This window comes from Bifidobacterium angulatum DSM 20098 = JCM 7096, assembly GCF_001025155.1.
GTDB lineage: Bacteria > Actinomycetota > Actinomycetes > Actinomycetales > Bifidobacteriaceae > Bifidobacterium > Bifidobacterium angulatum.
The window spans coordinates 49,914-73,141 of record NZ_AP012322.1; the positions used below are offsets into that span (position 1 = coordinate 49,914).

Sequence of the window (23,228 nt, forward strand, 5' to 3'; positions counted from 1 at the left end):
TCGACAAGATTTGCGGCGGCCATGGCCAGGGTGAGACGCCCGGTCCCATTCCGAACCCGGAAGCTAAGGCCCTGCACGGCGATGGTACTGCACCCGAGAGGGTGTGGGAGAGTAGCGCGCCGCCGCTTTCACACGATACGGTTCCCCCCGGTCGAGCCCCCACGGGCTCCCGGGGGGTTCCTCGTTTCCCCCCCACGCACGCACGCGCGGGCCGGGCGACGCAGCCCCGCATCCCCCGGGGACGCCGGGCCGGAACCCATACGAGCCAACGGGCACGGGATTTAAACAACTGACATGCGGTCTGCGTATTGCAGGGGTAGAACCCAAAAGTACTGGCCGAACATGCCAAAGCAGTATAACTCCATCAACATTCAAAACCGTTTGACCAGAATCCTATCGTCGCTTTGCCTGACTACACTAATGTGACACTATGCACTATTTCGTACCTAAACGATGCGTTGAATCAAACAAGATCATGTACCACGACAAAGCCACAGCCCAACAGGCAGCTGACCAGAGTTGGCGCGAGCGTGGAACCGAACTGTGGGTATATCGATGCGAGTTTTGCGGTACATGGCATCTGACGCACCGCGATCCGCAATCAAGCTATAGGTACGCGCCACTTAATCAGCAAATGAAGCCACACTCTCGTAAGAAGGGCTATAAGCCACGTAGACGGTAGTGCACCAGTGATACGAAAAAATATACGAGGAGGGGCTTGTCTGCATGCAAAGACCGCAGACGAGCCCCTCCTCGTCGTATATCCTTATCGATCCAGACGGAATCCCTGCCGCTGCGCAAGCGGCAGAACGGACTTGTTCAGCACAGCCGCATCCACGGCGTTCACGGCGATCTGATCGCTGAACGCATCGACCGGTCGTTCCGTATTGCGCAGATCGTAATACTGACGCACTTCGTCATCGAAAGTATCCAAGCCGGAGAGAAGACGTTCATCGCTTGAAGGATATTCATTCTCGAAGAATTGCATCGAACGCGGCATACGCGGTTTCAGGGCCGGCTCCTGGTCCGGTTTTCCGATGGCCAGTCCCAATACCGGATACGTGTACTCGGGGAGTCCCAGCAGGTCAACCAATGCGGCGGCATCGTTGAGAATCGACCCAAGAACCACACAACCCAGGCCAAGGGAGTATGCGGCTGTTTCCATGGCATGCAGCGCCAGCACTGCGTCGTTCTGAGCCTGCGTGTACCGATAGCTGGAGGTCAGTGTGAACGCGTCATCGCCCGTCTCAACGCCTTTGGAACGTGCGATTGCGGCATTGCGATGTTCATCGAGTACGAAGACGTACAGCAGAGGAGCCTGCGCAATGTAAGGCTGCCCTCCGATGTGCGCGAGTTGGTTTTTGATATCGGGATCGGTGACGCGTATGGCGGACCAGTCGTTAAGGAACTGGCTCGAAGGCGCATGCTGGGCCACGGTTTCCAATGTGGCGATAACTTCGCTGCTCAGTGCTTCGTTGCTGAATTTGCGGATGGATCGGCGTTCAAGGAGCGTATCGATCGTGGTGTTATGGATAAGTTCAGTCATACCGCCATTGTCACGCGATTTCATGGATGATGCAATCGATATTCGATTATCGAATAATGCTCACCGATGATGCTTACGATGCCGGAAATCAACCAATGCTTGCGATCCGCGATCGGACAGTGTGGAGATCACGGCTCCCAATGCAGCGGATGCCGCAGCGAAAGCGATGTTCATCATCAGTCCTTTGGCGTTGCTGGAAGATTCGCCGGAAGATGCCTTCCGTCGTGCCTGCGCCCTGTCCCAAGTCACTTGGAATAATTTGCCGGCAACCATGCCGGTAATGGCGGGCAGAACGGATTTAATGAGCTTGTCGGTGGCGGAATCCGGGTCTTCCAGGCGCTGTTTGCGCAGCATCGCGACCTTATCGTCAATACGATGGAGCGTCTCGACAGCACGATCCGCGGTCGAACCGGTTGCATTGTAGGTTTCGTCACTCATATACACCAGTCTACTGCCGTGAGCGCACTGCGATGTGGCGAAAAGCCGCTCGACTCGCTGAAAACCCTACGCTGATAGGTCGGCGGCGGCATGCGGGGTAAAGTGTGACTATGAGCGAAAACGGACAGAATGGCAATGCTGCCATGACAACAGCTGGACGTCTGGTCGTGCTCCGTCATGGGCAAACCGTGTGGAGCGAATCCGGCCAGCATACGGGGCGTACGAATATTCCCCTGACCGCAGTAGGTGAGCAGCAGGCAGTAGCGGCCGGAGAACGGCTTCGGATGGCCTTCCCGCAGGGTTTCGATGATGATTGCGTATTCGCCAGCCCGTTGAAGCGAGCTCAGCAGACGGCGCGGCTGGCCGGGTTTTCTCATATTCGTACGCTTGATGCCATCGCCGAGTGGGATTACGGGCGTGCGGAGGGGCGTACTCGTCAGACGGTCAGTGATATGGGCGGTTTTGATTGGAATGTGTGGAGCGATGGCCCGACCTCGCTTCCTGAATCCATGAATGCCGATTGGGAGGAACGTCTTCCCGACGGCACGTGTGTGCACGTGCACGCGGGTGCCGGCGAAAGCCTTGACGAGGCTGCGGCCCGTGCGTGTAATGCCATCGAGCAGGTCGTTCCGCTTATTGAAGCCGGCCATGATGTGCTATTGGTCGCGCACGCGCACATTCTTCGCATTCTTACATCGCAGTGGCTTGGGCTTGAGCCGGGGTTCGGGCGTTTGCTCAGACTGGATACGGCGCACTACTCGGTGTTGAGCCTGTACAAGGGCGATCGTGTCATCGAACGCTGGAATTGCTGAGCATGCGGTGCGCTTGCGTCGGTGATTGTCCCTTAATCCGCTCGTTTGGCCGGTATTTGTAATATGCCTGGCAGTGCCGCGGTGTCGCAGATTTCTCAGTGCATGTCTGTGCGTCACGGGCGTTTCGGCACGCCAATTTTGCCATCGTTTGCAAGAAATCGAAAGATGCGCCATAATGGGTGCTGTCGAGATAAACGTCGTCGGCGCCGAAGCTGACGCCTCGCCCTTGAATATTAAAAATGTTCGAGGGAGGGAACACAAAAAGGAAGAGAAAGGTTCGATGATGAATCGTAATGTGAAGGCAGCGGTTAGTCTGGTTGCTATCACCGCAATGTCTCTGGGCACGCTCGCCGCATGTGGCTCCAATTCCAGCTCCAGCAACGGCAAGGGCAAGGTCTATTATCTGAACTTCAAGCCGGAACAAGCCGATGAGTGGGCCGCTCTGGCCAAGGAATACACCAAGGAGACCGGCGTCGAGGTCAAGGTTCAGACCGCAGCCTCCGGCACCTACGAGCAGACGCTGAAGTCCGAGATCGCAAAGACCGAAGCCCCGACCCTGTTCCAGGTCAACGGCCCTGTTGGCTACCAGAACTGGAAGCGCTACACCGCCGATATGAAGGATTCCGAGCCTTACAACCAGCTCATCAACAAGGATGTGGCGCTGAAGGACGGCGACAAGGTCGTCGGCGTGCCGTACGTTATGGAAACCTACGGCCTGATCTACAACAAGGACATCCTCAACAAGTACATCGCCACCGATGGTGCCAAGATCAAGAGCGTCGACGACATCGACAACTTCGACACCCTGAAGGCCGTCGCCGACGACATGCAGGCCAAGAAGGACCAGCTCGGCATCAAGGGCGCCTTCACCTCCGCTGGCTTCGATTCCAGCTCCGACTGGCGTTTCAAGACCCATCTGGCCAACCTGCCGCTGTACTACGAGTTCACCAAGGACAACGTCACCGAGCAGCCGGAGACCATCAAGGGCACCTACCTGCCGGAGTACAAGAACATCTTCGACCTGTACATCACCGACTCCACCACCGATCGCACGCAGCTGAGCTCCAAGACCGGTGACGACGCCAACTCCGAGTTCGCCCTCGGCCAGGCAGCCTTCTACCAGAACGGCACCTGGGCTTGGACCGATCTGCAGAAGGCCGGCATGAAGGCCGATTCCGTCAGCATGATGCCGATTTACACTGGCGCCAAGGGCGAAGAGAACCAGGGCCTGGCCACTGGCTCCGAGAACTACTGGTGCATCAATGACAAGGCTTCCGATGCCGACAAGAAGGCCACCAAGGACTTCCTGAAGTGGGTCATCACCTCCAACGCCGGCAAGAAGTCGCTGAGCCAGGACATGGGCTTCACCACCCCGTTCAAGTCCTTCTCCGACGTCAAGTCCGACAACCCGCTGGTCCAGGCTGCTCAGGACGATCAGAAGTCCGGCAAGACCCAGGTCTCCTGGAACTTCACCATGATGCCGTCCGAAGAGTGGAAGAACAAGCTGGGCAACGCTCTGCTTGAGTACGCTCAGGGCACCGGCGACTGGAACGCTGTGAAGACCGCATTCGTGGACAACTGGGCCACTGAGTACAAGGCTTCTCACTGAGTCCGATCCGCTGAATAATTGAATACCGGCGACGACCGGTTTCCTTCTCCCCGGTCGTCGCTTTTCCTCTCTGCAACAACTTCTTCTTCATGTAACTTCTCCAAAGGGTGATGGCCGCAGACCTTGACGGGTCTGCGGCCATCACCCCTTTTTGAATGAGAATCCGCAGCACCGCCATATGCCGAAGCATGGTGCTGAGGAGACGAGAGCGCCTGCATATGCTTGTGCCCCGCCTCACGCTAGGTGAAACAGGGCACAGAGGGTCTGCGGAAATCAGTGGCGCACGCTGGCTGTGCTGGAACGTACCACAAGCTGTGCCGGAACGTCCACGAATGCGGGGGACAGCTCATGCCCCTGAATGAGATCCAGTGCCATACGTGCGGCCGTTCGCGCCATTTCGGCAGGATCCTGACGAATGGTGGTCAGGCCAATGTCGTTCGTATAGAAGCTATCGTCGTAGCCGATGAGCGAGATGTCGCCGGGGACGGCGAACCCGTTGCGCTCCAATTGGAAAAGCAGCGGCAAGGCGATGCCATCCTCCTGGCATGCGATAGCCGTCGGCATCTGAGGCAAACTCATCAGCTGCGTGACCACGTCGCCGATCTGATAGTGTCCGTCATGATCGACCTTGCAGACCACGATCTGCGGTTCGAGGCCTTCCTTGCGGCAACAATCGCAGAAGACGTTGAAACGGCTCTTTACGGAGAAGGACAGGGAAACGCCTCGGTCTGTGCTGATATAGGCGATGTTGCGGTGCCCAAGCGCGATAAGATGCCGGGCGGCAAGTGTGGAGCCCTGTTCATCATTGATATTGACAGCTGCGGAGAATCCGCGTTCCTCGGGCTTGACGGCGTTGATGCCGATAATAGGCACGCCGACGGATGCAAGCTGCGCGCTCTCCTGCGCATCGATGTCAAAGGAGACGACGATGACGGCGTCGGCGTTGCGGCGTACCGGAAGGGTGTCGAAGAACTCCTTGCGTTCCTCGATGCTGGAGATTTGGAAGATGGAGATGTCGTAGCCTTCGGCATGGAGCACTTCGTTAAGCCCCTCGATAACCGAAGCGGTGAACCACAGACTGATATGGCCGCTCATCAGGACGGCGATGCGCAGCGACCGGCCCGACTTCAGCGCGGCGGCGGAACGGGACAGTGAGAAATTAAGCTCATTGGCGATCTCCAGCACGCGTTTGCGCGTCTTTGCGGAAACAAGGTCTGGTCGTGTGAACGAGCGGGAAACAGTGGAGATGGAAACGCCTGCCGCCTTGGCCACATCTTGAATGCTGCTGGTCATGGAACCCCCTTTGCTAAGTAAACAGCGGCTTCTGTGCCCAGCTTACACTTCGATGGGGTTGCATGTAAGGGGGATAACGTTTCGTTTACAAACGTTTGCAATTTGACGGAGTCCAATGCCGTATGGCAGAAAATATAATCCTTTCAACAAATGCGCACGCTGGGAACGTTGACGGGGGCAAAGGGGGAAACGCCGAAAATGACAACGTTTGACATACGTTTCCGCGACACGTACCATACTAATACGTCTTGCATGAGGGTGTGCACGTCACGTCAGAGCATGCAGGAAGTGCACCAGCACAATAAAATTGGAATCCATACACGATGCAGTGTTATGGACTCAAGGAGGAGGAAGTGGTGTTTCATGATTAGCATGGCTGGAAAGGCGATACGGAGGTGGTGGGCGCTATTCGCACTGCCTACGTTCGCAGCGTTCATTATCGGATTCGTGGTGCCGTTCCTTATGGGCGTGTACCTGAGCTTCTGCGAGTTCACAACGGTGACCGACGGCGAGTGGGTCGGTCTCAAGAACTACGGCAAGGCTCTGCAGGATAAGGAATTCCTGCATGCACTTGGCTTCTCGACCGCATTCACCATCGTAACGACCATCGTGATCAACGTGGCCGCATTCGCCATCGCCTACATGCTCACCAAGGCGATCAAGGGATCGAACCTGTTTCGTTCCGTGTTCTTCATGCCGAATCTTATCGGCGGCATCATCCTGGGCTATATCTGGCTGCTGCTGCTCAACGGCATTCTGGCCCACTGGGGCAAGGCGTTGACCTATTCCGCGACATATGGCTTCTGGGGCCTGGTTATTCTGGTCTGCTGGCAGCAAATCGGCTACATGATGATCATCTACATCGCCGGCATGCAGTCCCTGCCCACCGACGTGCTTGAAGCCGCTGCAGTGGATGGCGCGAACGGCACCCAGACCATGTTCAAGATCATCATTCCGCTGATGATGCCGTCCATCACCGTGTGCTCGTTCCTGTGCGTGACCAATGGCTTCAAGCTGTACGACCAGAACCTTGCGTTGACCAACGGTGCTCCGAGCAACATGTCTGAAGGTCTGGCAATGAACATTACGCGTACGTTCTACGGACGCATGGGCTGGGAAGGCGTCGGCCAGGCGAAGGCCGTGTTGTTCTTCATCCTGGTGGCAGTGATCGCACTGCTCCAGAACAAGCTCACGACAAGCAAGGAGGTGGCGGCCTGATGACCGACAACAACAAGGTCAAGCACCCGGCGCTGTGGACCGTTCTTTTCTCCGTCGTATCGCTGGCATGGATCTTCCCGATCGTGCTGGTCATCATCAACTCGTTCAAGCAGAAGGCGTATATCTCCAACAACGCGTTCTCCATCCCGGCCGGTAAGGCGTTCATCGGTCTGGAGAACTATACGCGCGGCATCGAAACCACGAACTTCTTCGCCAGCTTCGGCTGGACCCTGCTGGTCACGGTCGGTTCGGTGGCTCTGATCCTGCTGTGCACCTCGATGTGCGCATGGTGGATCGTCCGTGTGAACAACTGGGCAGCCAAGCTGCTGTACACGCTGTTCCTGTTCAACATGATCGTGCCGTTCCAGATGGTGATGTTCACCCTGTCCAAGCTGGCCGACATGCTCAAGCTCAACACCCCGTGGGGCCTGTGCATCGTATACCTCGGTTTCGGCGCCGGCCTGGCCGTGTTCATCTTCACCGGCGTGATCAAGGGCATTCCGCAGGAGCTTGAGGAATCCGCCATGATCGATGGCGCGAGCGTACCGCGCATCTTCTTCCAGATCGTGGTGCCGATTATGAAGCCGAGCATCGTGTCCGTGGCGATTCTTGAAGCCATGTGGATCTGGAACGACTACCTGCTGCCGTACCTGACGCTTGATCTGGGCAAGTACAAGACCATCTCCGTCGCAGTGCAGTACCTCAAGGGCGGCTACGGCTCCGTGGATATGGGCGCTATGATGGCCTGCCTGGTTCTTGCCATCATCCCGATCATCGTGTTCTACCTGATCTGCCAGAAGTACATCGTCAAAGGAGTAATGGCCGGTGCGGTGAAAGGCTGATGCAATCAGGCATCGCACTTGCCTCACTATAAAGCCAAACAAGGTGGTGATTGACAAAACTTCCTGACCGACAAACACCTGACAACGGGATTGGGGCGGATGATCCGTACGGATCATCCGCCCCAATCCCGTTGTGCATAATACGGCTCGGCAGAACCGCCGTACGGGCCTGAAACGACGTATAGGAGGGGGAAAGCCCGGGCTTGCTGTGTTGCAGCGCAGGAGGGCGGTTATGCCATGCTGAGGGGCATGTGATGGGTGCCGTGATCACGCCGCAACATATCTCGCCTCCGCGAGTTGCCGAAACAATGGTCGAAGCGACGTTTCCGCCATCATCGTGGCCTTTCCGCAAGCGCAACGGAACGGCCACGAAGGCAGGTGTTCGCGTCAGTGTAGGCTGGTATTGCCAATGAATCTGCCGGGCGTCATCTTGCCATAGTGGGGTGGCTTTGCCGCAACGAAGGGAGCATCGCTCAGTGAATTTTCTGTCTCCTGATTCGAAGTTCATGCAGGAGCTTCGCAATCTCACGGATGCCATCTGGATCAACATTCTGATGGTCGTCACATCCATTCCCATAGTGACGGTCGGTGCCGCGATTACCGCGGCCCATGATGCCAACAGGCGCGCACTGCAAGGTGAAGCCGGGGGCGTGACCCGCAACTACTTCACGGCGTTCCGTGCGAACTTCGCCGAATCGACGGCGCTGTGGGCGGTGTTCGGCATTACCGGTGCGGCACTGGCGTATGCGTGGGTGGTATTGCAGATCACGCCATTGCTGGTACCGAAAATCGGCTTGACTCTGGTCTGGATAATCGGGTTTGAATGGGTGTTCGCACTGCAAGCCCGGTTCAAGAACACGGTCGGGCGCACGTTGGCAAACGCGTTTATATTCGGCATAAACCATATTCTGCTTACTGTGGGCATGATCGTCCTTGACGCAATATGGGTCGGCCTGCTGGCGGCCTGCTGGTTCTTGTTCCCGCAAGGGCTGTTCCTGCTGGTGGTTATGGGGTACGGCACGATGATCCTGTGCCATATCCCGTTGTTGGAGCGTGGTTTCGCACAATACCTGAAGTCCGGCGAAGAATAGGTTGATAGGGATGCCGGCGATGGCATGACGGCGTTCGCATTGCGCATATGCTTGGGCCCCAATCCCCTCCGGCAAGGGGATTGGGGCCCAAGCATATCGAATGTATGCCTTACGCGTTTATCGCAGTGCGTGCGGCGGCTGCGCGATCATGCGTCGGGGTCGACATACGGTGCCGTGGTCTCGCGAAGCATGAGTTGTACCTGCGGCGTTTCGAAGCGAGGCTCGGCTGCGGCGCTGGGATGCTTGCTGTCGGAGGAAATCAAGGCGAGCGTCTTTTGTGCGGCCTTGGCGCCCATGGCATAGGGATCCTGATGCAATGTGGTCAGGCCAAGGCTGGGGGCGTATAGGTTGTCATCAAAACCGATCAGCGACAGATCCTGCGGAATGCGGCGACCGTACTGACGCAAACGGAACAATGCCGGAATCGCCAACTCGTCGTCGCACAGGCAGACCGCAGACGGGGCGGGGGAGGCGGAGATGATGCAGTTAAGCACTGCGTTGGCCGGGTCGCCGGCATGGTCGAGGGACAACGGCATAGGCGTGACCCCCGGATACGAGTTGCAGGCGTCCATAAAGCCCTGCAATCTGGCGCTCGCCGAATAACGCAGCGCGGAGCGGTCGTCCATCTCGTCATAGCCGATATAGGCGATGCGATGATGCCCCAAGGCGACAAGATGATCCACTGCGATATGTTCGGCGGCGTGATCGTCGATGCTGACGCCGGCGTCGAAGCCGTTGTTCGAAGGAATGTTGATGCCGACGATCGGCACATTCATGGACTTGAGCTTGCGGGATTCATCCGGTTCGATGTTGAAGGAGCTCACCACAACGGCATCGACGTTGCGGCGGACCGGCAGGTCGGTGAAGAAGTTCCGGCGTTCGTCGGCGTTCGTCATGGAGAATACGGAGATGTCGTACCCTGCCGGGTGGAAGACGGAATCAAGACCGGCGTAGATACGCGAATTGAACCAGGTGACGATGGATTCGCTCAGCAGCAGTGCGATGCGGAACGACTGCCCCGACTTCAGTGCTGCAGCGGATCGGGAAATGCGGTAGTTGAGTTTTTCCGCGGCGGCCATGACGCGCTCGCGTGTTTCCGGCAGAACAAGGTCGGGCTTGGCGAAGGCGCGTGACACTGTGGATACGGAAACCCCGGCCTCACGGGCAACTGCTTGAATGCTTGCTTGTGTCACGGATCCCTCCTGAAAGTGACAATGAAAAAGCTGTGATAACGATATTACGACCATTGGCGCATTCCGACCTTCCGGAAGAAATGCGCCAATGGTCGTGAAAACGGTTAACGATTACTTGTTGGTGGCAGTGCCGTCTCGCATGATCTTGGACAACGATTGCACGCGAGGGGAGTCGAAGACGTCCGGCGTCAATATGACATGCTGGTTCGCATCCGCCAGAGGGACGCGCCAGTTCGAATATTCGCTGGACGTGCCCGGCTGATTCTGGCTACGATGCTCGCCGACGCCATCCACCAGTGCGGCCTGCAGCAGCAGGGACGGCGTATCGCACAGCATGGCATGCATCGCCTCGACGATCTGCTGCTCGTGCGCCGGAACATCAGCTGCGACATCCGGGGTGATGTAGCCGCTTTCGACCAAGCGGTCCAGCATGGCGTGCTGTTCGGCTTCGGCGGACTTACGGAACGACTCGGGGTCGTCCAGCAAATGCAGTTTCTTGCGCAACTCGACATGCTCGTAGTTGAGATAGCCGGCGGTTGGCGGCAGATCGTGCGTGGTGACGGAGGCGAATGCCTGGCGGCGGTAATCGGACGGAGGCATGTACGGGTCGCCGGCGTTCGGGGAATAATCGACTCGGGCGAACCACTCGACCTCGGTGCCGAGCACGCCATGCTCGCCAAGCACCTGGCGCACGTAATCGGGCACGGTTCCCAGATCCTCGCCGATTACCATGCCGCCGACGCGGGTCGCCTCGATGGCAAGCACGCCGAGCATGGCCTCGTAGTTGTAATTCACATAAGCGCCGTTACGGGCACCCAATCCCTGTGGAATCCACCACAGGCGGAACAATCCGAGTACGTGGTCGATGCGCACGGCACCCGCATGCTCGTACATGAAATGAACCATTTCGCGGTATACCTGATAGCCGGTGGCCTCCAGGTAGTTCGGGTTGAACGGCGGCTGACCCCAATCCTGGCCCTGCTGGTTGTAGAAATCAGGAGGACAGCCTACGGTGACGCCACCTGCCGCGAAACGTTCCGGATTCGCCCATGCATCGGCACCGAGACCATGCACGCCCACGGCCATATCCTGGATCATGCCCAAGGCCATGCCGGAATCAAGAGCGGTCTGCTGCGCATCATTGACCTGTTCGGTGGCGATCCACTGCAGCCAGCGGTTGAATTCGAACAGATCGCGATGTTCGGCGATGAGCTGTTGCACGGCTTCGCTGGAAACGGTGGTCTCCTTGAACCAGGGGTTGTCTCCCCACGGCGCGCCCCACACTTCGAAGCACAGGCTCCAAGCGGCGAAGGAATCCAGATCGGGGCCGGCGTTCTTCTTGAAGTCCTCGAACTGCGCTTCGCGTTCCGGGGAGCGACCGGCGTCGAAGATGATACGCAATGCCGGTCGCTTGGCATCCCATGCGGCATTGATGTCCATCGGGCCGGCGTCCTCGTTGTTGGCGGCCACGCAATCATGCAGCGCATCGACCTTCGCTCGTGCCTCCGCGTTGAGATCGGCGTATTCGGGGATGTCTTGCGGACGAATGTAGGTGACGTTGAGGAAGCGTCGGGACTCCGGCAGGTATGGCGACGGTTCCAGCGGGGAGAGCGGCGCGCAGGCGTGAATCGGGTTGATGAGCATGAAGTCCGCGCCGGACTTGGTGGCGGCGTCGGCCAGCAGGCGCTTCAGGTCGCCGTAATCGCCCACGCCCCAGGACTCGTGGGAGCGCACGGAGTACATCTGGGTCATCCAGCCCCAACGATGGTGCTCGGCGACGGCTGCCGGCACTTCGATATGCGCGGGGGCGTTGATGATGGTGGCTTCGGCGGTGCGTTCATCGGCGGTGACATGCAGGGTGTGGTAGCCCATCGGCAGAGAGCCGGGAAGCGCGATGGTGGGATGTGCGGAGTCGAGATCTGGCAGGGCGTCGAGGTCTTCCTCGAAGGTGCCGCCGTCTTCCAGGGTGATGGATGCGGTGATGTCGCAGTCGGCGTTGCAGTTGATCTCCACGGTGGTGGTTTTGCCGACCGTTGCGACGATGGTGGGTGGGATGAGCTGGGCGCGCTGGTGCCGGTCGTGGAGTTCGAGGGAATGTGCGATCGCCTCATCGGAGGATGCGTCGATGCCCAGTGCGGCGAGAACGGCGACAAGCGCCTCGTCGCTGATTTCGGTGTATGTGCCGAGCTGGTCGAAGAAGGAGGTCGATAGTCCGCTTGCCTTGGCGAGCTGGATCAGTGGTCGGGCGAGACGTTCAGCGCTTTCTTCGCGCTGTGTGGCGTTGGTCATAATAGGTGTGCTCCTCTTCGAGTGTTTCTGCAAACGTCCCCTATTGATTCAGCGTCGACTTGGCTTCGTTTGCTGATTTCTCTATTTAGCATACAAGATAGCCTATTTTGACAACGATTGCAAAAAGGTGCTTACGCATGTCTTGCACAACGTCGATTGTGGTGCATGTCGCCGCATTTTCGCAATGAATTTTTCGCAATGAATATATATTGCATACGACTTGATGAAACCTTGATAGATACTGACTCAACTTTCTGAAGATTTTGGGAATAAAAGTTGACATACGGAAGTTGAGTGATGTAGGCTCAAGTTTTGGAACGGGTCGAATGACCCGGAAGGAAACGTGAGCGGGAAACCGTAGAACGAGAACGTTGTTCCGCCGCAGCCGACGGAACCTATAAGTAAGGAGTCACAGTTATGGGACGTGCAGTTGGTATTGATCTTGGCACCACGAATTCCTGCATCGCAACGCTGGAAGGTGGCGAGCCGACCGTAATCGTCAACGCCGAAGGCATGCGCACCACGCCGTCCGTGGTGGCATTCTCCAAGTCCGGCGAAATCCTGGTCGGCGAAGTCGCCAAGCGCCAGGCCGTCACCAACGTCGACCGCACCATCAGCTCCGTCAAGCGCCACATGGGCACCGACTGGACCGTCGAAATCGACGGCAAGAAGTGGACCCCGCAGGAGATCTCCGCCCAGGTCCTGATGAAGCTCAAGCGCGACGCCGAGGCCTATCTGGGCGAGCCGGTCACCGATGCGGTGATCACCTGCCCGGCATACTTCAACGACGCTCAGCGCCAGGCCACCAAGGACGCCGGCAAGATCGCCGGCCTGAACGTGCTGCGCATCATCAACGAGCCGACCGCCGCCGCACTGGCGTACGGCCTTGAAAAGGGCAAGGAAGACGAGCGCATCCTGGTCTTCGATCTGGGTGGCGGCACCTTCGATGTGTCCCTGCTGGAGATCGGCAAGGACGACGACGGCTTCTCCACCATTCAGGTGCAGGCCACCAACGGCGACAACCGTCTGGGCGGCGACGACTGGGATCAAAAGATCATCGACTGGCTGGTCAGCGAAGTCAAGAACAAGTATGGCGTTGATCTGAGCAAGGACAAGATCGCCCTGCAGCGCCTGAAGGAAGCCGCCGAGCAGGCCAAGAAGGAACTGTCCAGCTCCACCAGCACCTCCATCTCCATGCAGTACCTGGCCATGACCCCTGACGGCACCCCGGTGCATCTGGACGAGACCCTGACCCGTGCCCACTTCGAGGAGATGACCTCCGATCTGCTGGGCCGCTGCCGCACCCCGTTCAACAACGTGCTGGCCGACGCCGGCATCAGCGTCTCCGACATCGACCACGTCGTGCTCGTCGGCGGCTCCACCCGTATGCCCGCCGTCAAGGAGCTCGTCAAGGAGCTCACCGGCGGTAAGGAAGCCAACCAGTCCGTGAACCCGGATGAGGTCGTGGCAGTCGGCGCAGCCGTGCAGTCCGGCGTCATCAAGGGCGACCGTAAGGACGTGCTGCTCATCGACGTGACCCCGCTGTCCCTCGGCATCGAAACCAAGGGTGGCATCATGACCAAGCTCATCGAGCGCAACACCGCCATCCCGACCAAGCGTTCCGAAGTGTTCTCCACCGCCGAAGATAACCAGCCGTCCGTGCTCATCCAGGTCTACCAGGGCGAGCGTGAGTTCGCCCGCGACAACAAGCCGCTGGGCACCTTCGAGCTGACCGGCATCGCCCCGGCTCCGCGTGGCGTCCCGCAGATCGAGGTCACCTTCGACATCGACGCCAACGGCATCGTGCACGTGTCCGCCAAGGACAAGGGCACCGGCAAGGAGCAGTCCATGACCATCACCGGTGGTTCCGGCCTGCCGAAGGACGAAATCGATCGCATGGTCAAGGAAGCTGAAGCCCACGAGGCCGAGGACAAGAAGCGCAAGGAGGACGCCGAGACCCGCAACCAGGCCGAGGCCTTCGCCTACCAGACCGAGAAGCTCGTCAACGATAACAAGGACAAGCTCTCCGACGACGTGGCCAAGGAAGTCACCGAAAAGGTCAACGCCCTGAAGGAAGCCCTGAAGGGTGAGGATACCGAGGCCGTGAAGACCGCGCAGAGCGAGCTGATGACCTCCGCCCAGAAGATCGGACAGGCGCTGTACGCCCAGCAGGGCGCCGAAGGCGCAGCTGCCGGTGCCGGTACCGCGGGTGCGGGCGCTGCTGGTGCCGCCGCCGACGATGTGGTTGATGCCGAAGTCGTGGACGACGATGACAAGGACAACAAGTAATCATGTCTGAGTTCAACAAGGACGACTACCTGAACGACCTGCCCGATGCCGACGAACTGGCCGGGCAGGGCGCTCCTGCCGCCGACGCCGCCAAGCCGGCCGACAGCCAGCCTGTAGATCAGCCTGCCGCCCCGAAGCCCGAGGAGGGTCCCGCCGATGCCGGCAACGGCGACCAGCAGGATGCCGACGAGGGCACGCTGACACCGCTGGGCAAGGCGAAGAAGGAAGCGGCTGATTATCTCGAAGCGTTGCAGCGCGAACGCGCGGAGTTCATCAACTACCGCAATCGCGCCAAGAAGGAACAGGATCGCTTCCGTCAACACGGCATCATCGATGTGCTGACGGCCCTGCTCCCCGCGCTCGACGACATCGACCGCATTCGCGAACACAGCGAGATGGATGACTCCTTCAAAGCCGTGGCCGCGAAGATCGACAAGGCATTCGAGAAGTTCGGCGTCGAGAAGTTCGGCGAAAAAGGCGAGGACTTCGACCCGACCAAGCATGACGCGATCCTGCATAAGCCGGATCCGAATGCCGAGAAAGAGACCGTCGACACCGTGGTGGAAGCCGGGTACCGCATCGGCGACCGTGTGATTCGCGCGGCCCGTGTCGTGGTCGCCTCCCCGCAGGCCTGACCGTTTTCCCCTCAAGGCTTCCCGACTCGCCGGCGCTGACTGCCGATCAGCGTCTGCGGTTCGGGAGGCCTTGCTGTACCAGTATGAAGACTTTACGAAAGGCTTCATGAAACAACTCATGAAAACCTCTTGAAAGGAGGCAGTGATGGCTGAGAATGAATGGTTGAACAAGGATTTCTACAAGGTCCTCGGTGTCTCCAAAGACGCCACCACCGACGAAATCAAAAAAGCCTACCGCAAGCTGGCGCGCAAGTACCACCCCGACGTCAATAAGACCAAGGAGGCCGAAGAGAAATTCAAGGACATCTCCGAAGCCTACGACGTGCTGAGCAATAAGGACGAACGCCAGAAGTATGACGCGATTCGCCAGTTCGGCATGGGTGGCGCCCGCTTCGCAGGAGGCTCCGGCGCAGGTGGATTCGACGCCAGCGGATTCTCCGATATCTTCGGTTCCATGTTCGGCGGCGGCGCACCTGGCGGCTCCCGTGTGCGCTTCCAGACTTCGGGCGGCGGGCAGCCGAACCTCAACGACATCTTCTCGATGTTCGGTGGCGGCGCCGGCGCGCAATCCGGTGCGCCTTACGGTGGTGGCTACGGCGCAGGCTATGAGGAGCCGGCACAGCCCGAACGCGGCGAGGACCGCAATTCGAAGATCACTTTGACATTCCGCCAGGCAGTGAAGGGCGTGACCGTGTCCTTGTCCGCGGACGGCAGGAAATTCAAGACGCATATCCCGGCCGGCGTCAAAGACGGACAGAAGATCCGGCTGAGCGGCAAAGGCAAGCCCGGCCGCAACGGCGGCGCTCCCGGCGACATGTATCTGCAGATCAGCGTGACTGAGGATCCGCGTTTCAGCATGCGCGGCCATGATCTGGTGATGAACCTGCCCGTTACCGTGGGCGAAGCCGTTGCCGGAGGCAAGGTCGAAACCACTGATATCGACGGCAACACGGTGTCGTTCAAGATTCCGGCCGGTTCATCCAGCGGCGCCGAAGTCAAAGTGGCAGGCCACGGCGTGCATTCGGGAAACCAGACAGGCGACTTGATCGGCCGCGTGGAGATCCACGTGCCGGCAAAGCCCAACATGAGCGCCAAGCACGCGGCTAAGAAATTCGATGAGGCAGCGGGCGCATACCTGCAGCGCTGATCGGTTTCCGCTCGGTGCTCCGCAGGCAGCGGCCTGAACACCCAAGGAAACGACACAACGATGCCTTATAACGCCAGGGAGGTGAATGATGGCGAAAACAGCACGACAGATGCGCCAGCTGTACGCGCTGTGCGCGACGGCGCTCGTGTTGGGGCGAGCTGATCTTGATGGAGCGGATAACGCCGGATTCGACATTGCGATGCCGATCTTCACCGTCGGCCAGGTTGCCGAAATCGCCAACATTCACCCCCAGACCCTACGCCAATACGATCGCGTAGGCCTGGTGGTGCCGCAGCGGACCGCGGGCGGCGCGAGGCGCTACAGTCTGCGCGACGTCGACCGCCTGGTTCAGGCGCAAAAACTCAGCCAGGATGAGGGCATCAATCTTTCGGGCATCACGCGCATCCTCGAATTGCAGGAGGAAACCCGGCAGCTGCGCCGTCAGATCAAACGCATGCGCGCGGAAAACGACGGCAGCGTATTCGCAGCCGGGCGCGACGGCGACATCGTCGAAATGCAACGATCCAACAGTGCACGCCGTTGGCGGCGCGACATCCACGCCACAGTACGTGAACTGCCATCCGGCGCAAGCGGCTACGATCCTAATGCGCGCACCGATTCCAAGTCGGTGATTCTTTGGGGATACCGCTGATTCCTACCGTGGCGCGGCGCGTAACGGATACGCATGATGCTGTCGAGCTGATTTGGTGTACTGGTGGCGTACTTCCACTCCTCAGCAAGGAGAAAAACATGCTGTTGAAAGCCGTATTCTGTGATCTTGACGGCACCACCATCGATTCCGAACCCCTGTGGCATGACGGCGAGATCGAACTCGCTACGCAACACGGCGGCTATTGGGATGAGGATCTCGGTTGGGAATGCTCCGGCAAACCCGTTCCCGAAGTCGCCGAACATATGATCGAGCACGGGTGCACACTAAGCATCGAAGAAATCGATGTGCAGCTTAAAGCCTACGTGTTCAACGCCGAACAGGAACGTCTGCCGTGGATCGACGGTGTGCGCGAAACGCTACAATCCCTGCGCGACGCGGGAATCCCCGTGATGCTGGTAACCACATCGCCAAGACCCATGGCCGAAAACATCATGGAACAGGCTGGCGGATTGTTCCTCGACTACGTATGCGGAGACGACGACTGTGCCCATAAGCCCGACCCCGCCCCATACCTGCTCGCCGCGAAGAAGCTCGGCATCGCCCCTGAGGATATGGGCAAATGCGTGGTGTTGGAAGATACCTTCGTCGGTCTGGAAGCGGGCGCGGCCTCCGGTGCCACGACCATCGCGCAGACCTGCACCATTCGCACCGACACGTCCTCCGGCCCGCAGTTCGCCTCCATCAACGGATACGACGGAATCGACGCGGCCGCATTGGATGGTTTCGTCCGTCAACGGCTCGCACAGTAGCGCCGGCAATGCCGGCAGTCGAGGCCAAACGGCACATTCCCCGGAAATCAAGACGATTCGCCGGGGAATATTCGTATGCGCGGCGGTTTATAGGAGTGCTTGCGGGAATGCTTGCGGGAATGTGCAGATTTGGACAGGTAGCGATACGGGCAAGGAATCGCGGTGCGGTCTGCTGATAGGGTTGTTGACGGTTTGCCGGAAACCGTCATTGCCGGCCGATCCGGGTATCGGACGAAGGAATAATTGGGAAACGCATGAATATTATTAACTTCTTTGTGGAATTGCTGAAGGATCCGCGCGCGGCCATCGCCAGCTGGATCGCCATGGGCGTGGCCCCCACGCTGGGCTTCATCTTCATCATCATCTTCGTGGAAACGGGTGTGGTGTTCTTCCCGTTCCTGCCGGGAGACTCGCTGCTGTTCGCAGCCGGCGTGTTCGCCGCCCCCGACAGCGCGACCGGCAAAGCGGCACTGCCGTTGATGGCATTGCTGCCCGTAGTATGGTGCGCTCCGATCATCGGCGACCAATGCAACTATTGGATCGGCCACTTCTTCGGACGGCGTATTCTCGAATCCGGCAAAGTCAAGGCCATGACGCCGGAACGTATCGAAAAAACCGAAAAGATGATCGAGAAGTGGGGGCCGCTGGCAGTGTTCCTCGGTCGATTCTTCCCCTTCATCCGCACATTCATGCCATTCATTTCCGGCATTTCCGGCATGCGTTGGAGCCGATTCACACCGTTCTCCATACTGGGAGGCCTGTGCTGGTCGTCCCTGTTCACCCTCATGGGCTACTTCTTCGGCGGCATTCCCGCAGTGCAGCAGCATTTCGAACTCATCATCATACTGATTCTGGTCGTGTCGCTGGTACCCACCATCATCGGACTGCTCAAAGCCAAGTTCGGCAAGAAGAAGCAGACCGAAGACGCTCCCGCAGAGGTGCGGGCCGAACGGTAACCAGCGCCGCAACGGCTACGAACATCCCGCATGCAACGCCTATTCCTACGGCAACAAGGAAGATGGCGATGCGTGCGGGATGTTCGTATTCGGCGGGCAAAACTCGAACAATGCAATACGCAGGTTCGTCACGGGGACGCGACACTATGGCGCGTATGAGCAAAAAGAAGCATCGCGATCGCAGCTGGGCTCCCGCGCCGGAACCATTGCCGGCCAACGCCCAGGTGATCGACAATCATACCCACGTGGCATCGGTAGTGCCGTTCTCCCGTGCCATGAGTCATGAGGCAGTGGAAAAAGGCCAGCCGGAAGTCCCCGTGTACAGCGTGGACGAGCTATTGGCACAGGCCTCGGCAGTAGGGGTTACCGGAGTGATCGACTGCGGGTGCGAACTGCCGAACCTCATGACCGCCGTCGACATGGCACGCGAGCACGAACACGTGTACGCGGCGCTCGCCATCCACCCCAATGAGGCCGTGCACCATGGCCATCGCGCCGTACCGGGGCCGGACGGATTGCCGGTGAAGTACCAGCCGTGGCATGACGTCAGCTTCGAGGATGCGCTCGCCGAAGTGCATCGGCTCGCCGTCACCTACCCCAAGCAGGTGGTGGCCATCGGCGAAACCGGCATGGACCTGTTCCGCACCGGGGACGACGCCAAGGAACTGCAGCGCGAAGCGTTCCGCGCGCATATCGCGCTCGCCAAGGAGCTGAACCTGCCCATGCAGATTCACGACCGCGACTCCCATAAGGAGGTCATCGAAACCCTGCTCGCCGACGGCGCCCCTGAACGCACCGTATTCCACAGCTATTCCGGCGACGCGGAAATGGCCGAAATCGCCCGTGAACACGGCTGGTATTTCAGCTTCTCCGGCACCTGTAGCTACAAGGGCAACGACGGTATCCGCGAATCGTTGCGCATCGTAGGCCTTGACCACGCCATGGTCGAAACCGACGCTCCGTACCTGACGCCCATGCCGTATCGTGGCCGCACCAACGCCCCATACATGATTCCCTATACCCTCCAAGCCATGGCCGACACGCTCGGTATGTCGATAGCTGAAGTGGCCCGTGGAACCCGCGAAACCACGCGGAAAGTCTACGACATCGAATGATTACCGAGTTGTGGGTATACCAAGGGTGAACTACCATGTCTCTGCGATATCAGAGAACGGGACTTGAGAACCCAAGGGAGGATCATGATGAAGAATACGAACGAGCGGAACGTGCGGAAACGAAAACAGGGCGGTCACACTGACGGCGCGGATGGCGAGGCGCTGCTCAGAGCCGACCGATTTACCAACGTTCCCAAGGTGTCACATAGTTCGCTGACAAAAGAGGAACGCGCGGAGCTTGTCAAACAGGCCGAGGCGGAAAGCCGCGAGGCCGAAAAACTTGCCAGTGCGCATGAACGCGGTCCGGTTGGACGCTGGTGGGTTCGACTGCAATCAGGGCCGAACAAGATCAGCCTGGGCATGGCCATCGTGGCGCTCGGCGTGGTCTACGGCGATATCGGCACATCACCGCTGTACACCATGCAGACCTTCCTGAATGGGCAGGGAGGTCTGGTCAACGCCAACCGCGAAGCGGTGCTTGGCGTGCTGTCACTGGTGTTCTGGTCCATTACCTTGATCACCACCGTCAAATACGTGTTCATCGCCATGCGCATCGATAATCACGGCGAGGGTGGCATTTTCGCCCTGTACTCCCTGATTCGCAAGTATGGTAGGTGGCTCGTGTTCCCGGCCATGCTGGGCGGTGCGGCGTTCCTGGCCGACTCGGTGCTCACACCGGCCGTGTCCATCAGTTCCGCTGTCGAAGGTTTGGAAACCTTGCCCGCCTTGGAGGGCCTGTTCACGCAAAACAAGGAACTGACGCTCATGATCACCGTGGTGATCATCGTCGGATTGTTCTGCGTGCAATCGCACGGCACCGAAAGCATCGGCAAAGTATTCGGTTCCGTGGTGATGGTGTGGTTCACGTTCCTCGCCGTGGTCGGCTTGGTAAACCTGAGCCAGGATTGGAGCGTGTTCGCGGCGCTGAACCCCGTGTATGGCGTGAGATTCCTCTTCAGTCCGCACAATGCCGCCGGCATCGCCGTGATGGGCACCGTGTTCCTTTCCACCACCGGTGCCGAAGCCCTGTACTCCGATATGGGGCATGTGGGCCGTGGCAACATCTACTTCACCTGGCCGTTCATCAAGGTCGCGCTCGTGCTGTGCTATTTCGGCCAGGGCGCGTGGATGCTCAACCATTGGGATGACGAAGCCTACGACCATCTGCACGGCTTGAACCCCTTTTTCGAGATGATGACGCCGTCCGTGCGCTGCATCGCGGTCGTGCTTTCCGTCACGGCTGGCGTGATCGCCTCGCAGGCTCTGATCACCGGCGCGTTCACCATGGTGTCCGAAGCGACTCGACTTGACTGGATGCCCCATCTGCAGGTCCGTTATCCGGCGCGTACGCGCGGTCAGCTGTATATCCCCGTCGTCAACATCGTGCTATGCGTATCGACATTGGCGGTACTGGCGTTGTTCCGCGACTCCGAATACATCTCCGCCGCATACGGCCTGGCATTGACGGTCACCATGATCACCACGACCGTGCTGTTGGCCGTTTACATCTGGCATAAGGTGAGCAAGGTCTGGTCGATGGTATTCCTAGTGGTGTTCCTCGCGATACAGACCATGTTCTTCGTGGCGTCGATGGCGAAGTTCCTGCACGGCGGCTGGTTCACCATGCTGCTGACTCTGGCGATCCTGTTCGTCATGGTCACGTGGAACGACGGCACCAAGATCGAACGCGCGCAACGCCGTCACATGAGGCCGAAGGACTTCCTGCCCACGCTTGACAAGCTGCACGGCGACAACCACATCCCGTTCTTCGCCGACAACATCGTCTACCTCACCTCCGATAGCGAGATGAAGCGCCTCGATACCGACATCTTCTTCTCCATCTTCGCTGATCACCCCAAGCGCGCACGCGCCTGGTGGGCGTTGAGCGTGGAAACCACCGACCAGCCGTTCACGCGTGAATACAGTGTGGAAAGCTTCGGCACCGACTACCTGTTCCGCATCAAAATGCGGCTGGGATTCAAAGTGTCGCAGTCGATTCCCGCATACCTGCATCAGATCATGCATGACCTGGAGCACACCGGCGAACTGCCGCAGCAGAAATCCATCTACCCGAAGGTCGACGCCGATCCGGGCATCGGCACCATCAAATATGTGCTGGTCCACAAGGCCCTCATGCCCGAATCCAAGGTGTCGAGAAGGGGAGCATTGTCACTGTCCGTCAAATACGCGATCAGGCATATGGCCGGTTCCGCGGTGAAATGGTTCGGCCTGGCGCCCTACAATCCGCTCATCGAAGTGCAGCCGCTGTTCGTGCCCACGAACAGGCCGCCGAAGCTCAAGCGCACTGCGGAATGAGCAGGCCCTCAGCGGGTGAGGTATAGGCAACGGTTATAGCGCTGACCGCGCGTCGAAATGCACGCGCGGTACAGTGCCCTACTATGTGCAGATTACTGGGATACGCAACGGCAGGTGCCAATCTAAGCCTCAACGATATCCTGGGCATCCCCACCGTCGAGGAATTCCGCGAATTAAGCCGCATTCATAACGACGGCTGGGGTTGCGCCTCGCTATACGATCCGCCCGAGACGCCGGGCACGATGGACGGCGGCGCACCATCGCCGGAAACCGGCACCAAACTCTACAAATCCACTGTGGCGGCGAAGCACGACCCCTTGTTCCACGAGCTCGTTCGAGAAGGCGCACGCGGGGCGCTCTACCATCTGAGACTCGCATCCTCGGGCATTCCGCTGATTCTGGAAAACCAGCAGCCGTTCTTCAGCAATGGCCTGAGCTTCATCCACAATGGCGACATCTCCGACTCGCACGGCCGCAACATCGTAGACAACAAGCAGTACCCGGTGAACCGCAGCACGTTCCTCGGCACCGGCGGGCGTTCCGATTCCGCGATCTTCTTCTCGATCATCCTCGAATACATCGCCTCCGGCTACGAACTGGACGAGGCCGTGGCCCAGACCGTGCGCCAGCTGCGTCAGACCTACCCGAAGTCGAGCTACAACTGCATGATCCAGTCGCAGGACACGTTCATCGCATTGAACGCGGCCGGGCGTGAACGCACATCGTCGCGCATCATCGAGATCTACGAGGAATACGGTGTGGGGGAGAAAGCCCTGGACTACCGTGTGATGCGCTACCGCCCGCTTACCGACGATCAGAACAATGCCGCCGGCATCGTGGTGGCATCATCCGGCTTCGATCAGTTCGAAGCGGACGGTTGGAAGGAACTCGGCAACGATCAGATGATCGTGGCCTCCAATCGCACCGGACAATGGCGGATTCGCGGCATCTGAAAGCCGTGCGGTCTAAAAGCGCAAATCCACGGCAGGCTACCGTCAACGACCTAAGATGGTGCGT

20 protein-coding genes and 1 rRNA gene are annotated in these 23,228 nt (G+C 59.0%); 16 read left to right on the top strand and 5 right to left on the bottom strand.

Annotated elements, in window-relative coordinates:
• Positions 1-11: 11 nt before the first annotated feature.
• Both rrf and BBAG_RS00175 read left to right on the top strand, forming a co-directional pair.
• Positions 12-128 (top strand): 5S ribosomal RNA (gene rrf, locus BBAG_RS00170).
• 302 nt (positions 129-430) lie between these two features.
• On the top strand, positions 431-682 hold the full coding sequence (locus tag BBAG_RS00175) for a hypothetical protein (RefSeq protein WP_033509140.1): 252 nt from the start codon (positions 431-433) through the stop codon (positions 680-682).
• 84 nt (positions 683-766) lie between these two features.
• Here BBAG_RS00175 and BBAG_RS00180 read toward each other — a convergent pair whose 3' ends face one another.
• Entirely contained in the window at positions 767-1,546 is a 780-nt protein-coding gene (locus BBAG_RS00180; RefSeq protein WP_033509157.1) for a nitroreductase family protein, read from the bottom strand.
• Between the two features lie 60 nt (positions 1,547-1,606).
• Positions 1,607-1,984, bottom strand: coding sequence for a DUF4235 domain-containing protein (locus BBAG_RS00185; protein ID WP_003825349.1), 378 nt, complete (start codon positions 1,982-1,984; stop codon positions 1,607-1,609).
• Between the two features lie 110 nt (positions 1,985-2,094).
• On the opposite strand from BBAG_RS00185, the gene BBAG_RS00190 reads away from it, so the two are divergent.
• Positions 2,095-2,796 carry a histidine phosphatase family protein gene (locus tag BBAG_RS00190; protein ID WP_003825350.1) on the top strand — a complete coding sequence of 234 codons (702 nt, stop codon included), beginning with the start codon at positions 2,095-2,097 and terminating at the stop codon, positions 2,794-2,796.
• A 280-nt stretch (positions 2,797-3,076) separates the two neighbouring features.
• On the top strand, positions 3,077-4,405 hold the full coding sequence (locus BBAG_RS00195) for an ABC transporter substrate-binding protein (protein ID WP_033509142.1): 1,329 nt from the start codon (positions 3,077-3,079) through the stop codon (positions 4,403-4,405).
• A gap of 273 nt (positions 4,406-4,678) precedes the next feature.
• Here the strand turns inward: BBAG_RS00195 and BBAG_RS00200 are convergent, their stop codons facing one another.
• A complete protein-coding gene (locus BBAG_RS00200; RefSeq protein ID WP_003825353.1) occupies positions 4,679-5,698 on the bottom strand; it encodes a LacI family DNA-binding transcriptional regulator in 1,020 nt (339 codons plus the stop codon).
• Positions 5,699-6,061: 363 nt separating this feature from the next.
• Here BBAG_RS00200 and BBAG_RS00205 point away from each other — a divergent pair, with 363 nt between their 5' ends.
• The 3 genes from BBAG_RS00205 (at position 6,062) to BBAG_RS00215 (ending at position 8,849) form a co-directional block, all read left to right on the top strand.
• Positions 6,062-6,916, top strand: coding sequence for a carbohydrate ABC transporter permease (locus tag BBAG_RS00205; protein WP_033509144.1), 855 nt, complete (start codon positions 6,062-6,064; stop codon positions 6,914-6,916).
• Positions 6,916-7,758 carry a carbohydrate ABC transporter permease gene (locus tag BBAG_RS00210; protein WP_003825355.1) on the top strand — a complete coding sequence of 281 codons (843 nt, stop codon included), beginning with the start codon at positions 6,916-6,918 and terminating at the stop codon, positions 7,756-7,758. The genes BBAG_RS00205 and BBAG_RS00210 overlap by 1 nt, the downstream gene beginning before the upstream one ends.
• A gap of 476 nt (positions 7,759-8,234) precedes the next feature.
• Positions 8,235-8,849 carry a DUF624 domain-containing protein gene (locus BBAG_RS00215; RefSeq protein ID WP_033509146.1) on the top strand — a complete coding sequence of 205 codons (615 nt, stop codon included), beginning with the start codon at positions 8,235-8,237 and terminating at the stop codon, positions 8,847-8,849.
• Positions 8,850-8,995: 146 nt separating this feature from the next.
• Here BBAG_RS00215 and BBAG_RS00220 read toward each other — a convergent pair whose 3' ends face one another.
• Together BBAG_RS00220 and malQ are read right to left on the bottom strand one after the other, a co-directional pair.
• Positions 8,996-10,042 carry a LacI family DNA-binding transcriptional regulator gene (locus tag BBAG_RS00220; protein WP_033509148.1) on the bottom strand — a complete coding sequence of 349 codons (1,047 nt, stop codon included), beginning with the start codon at positions 10,040-10,042 and terminating at the stop codon, positions 8,996-8,998.
• A 111-nt stretch (positions 10,043-10,153) separates the two neighbouring features.
• Positions 10,154-12,331, bottom strand: coding sequence for a 4-alpha-glucanotransferase (gene malQ, locus BBAG_RS00225; protein WP_003825362.1), 2,178 nt, complete (start codon positions 12,329-12,331; stop codon positions 10,154-10,156).
• Positions 12,332-12,748: 417 nt separating this feature from the next.
• Between malQ and dnaK the strand changes: the two genes are divergently transcribed.
• The 9 genes from dnaK (at position 12,749) to BBAG_RS00270 (ending at position 23,164) form a co-directional block, all read left to right on the top strand.
• A complete protein-coding gene (gene dnaK / locus BBAG_RS00230; RefSeq protein WP_003825364.1) occupies positions 12,749-14,620 on the top strand; it encodes a molecular chaperone DnaK in 1,872 nt (623 codons plus the stop codon).
• 2 nt (positions 14,621-14,622) lie between these two features.
• The gene (grpE, locus tag BBAG_RS00235) at positions 14,623-15,255 is read left to right on the top strand and encodes a nucleotide exchange factor GrpE (RefSeq protein WP_003825366.1); all 633 of its coding nucleotides are present in this window, start codon (positions 14,623-14,625) and stop codon (positions 15,253-15,255) included.
• A 145-nt stretch (positions 15,256-15,400) separates the two neighbouring features.
• Positions 15,401-16,402, top strand: a complete 1,002-nt coding sequence (locus BBAG_RS00240) for a DnaJ C-terminal domain-containing protein (protein ID WP_003825371.1) — start codon at positions 15,401-15,403, stop codon at positions 16,400-16,402.
• 88 nt (positions 16,403-16,490) lie between these two features.
• The gene (locus BBAG_RS00245; RefSeq protein ID WP_033509159.1) at positions 16,491-17,054 is read left to right on the top strand and encodes a heat shock protein transcriptional repressor HspR; all 564 of its coding nucleotides are present in this window, start codon (positions 16,491-16,493) and stop codon (positions 17,052-17,054) included.
• Between the two features lie 98 nt (positions 17,055-17,152).
• Complete coding sequence (locus BBAG_RS00250) at positions 17,153-17,824, top strand: HAD family hydrolase (RefSeq protein WP_033509150.1); 672 nt, start codon at positions 17,153-17,155, stop codon at positions 17,822-17,824.
• A 254-nt stretch (positions 17,825-18,078) separates the two neighbouring features.
• Complete coding sequence (locus tag BBAG_RS00255) at positions 18,079-18,780, top strand: DedA family protein (protein WP_003825377.1); 702 nt, start codon at positions 18,079-18,081, stop codon at positions 18,778-18,780.
• Positions 18,781-18,935: 155 nt separating this feature from the next.
• Positions 18,936-19,895 carry a TatD family hydrolase gene (locus BBAG_RS00260; RefSeq protein ID WP_003825378.1) on the top strand — a complete coding sequence of 320 codons (960 nt, stop codon included), beginning with the start codon at positions 18,936-18,938 and terminating at the stop codon, positions 19,893-19,895.
• An 87-nt stretch (positions 19,896-19,982) separates the two neighbouring features.
• Positions 19,983-22,211 carry a KUP/HAK/KT family potassium transporter gene (locus BBAG_RS00265; protein WP_231855899.1) on the top strand — a complete coding sequence of 743 codons (2,229 nt, stop codon included), beginning with the start codon at positions 19,983-19,985 and terminating at the stop codon, positions 22,209-22,211.
• Positions 22,212-22,294: 83 nt separating this feature from the next.
• Positions 22,295-23,164 (top strand): class II glutamine amidotransferase, encoded by an 870-nt coding sequence (locus BBAG_RS00270; RefSeq protein ID WP_003825382.1) that lies wholly within the window; start codon positions 22,295-22,297, stop codon positions 23,162-23,164.
• The last annotated feature ends 64 nt before the right edge of the window (positions 23,165-23,228 follow it).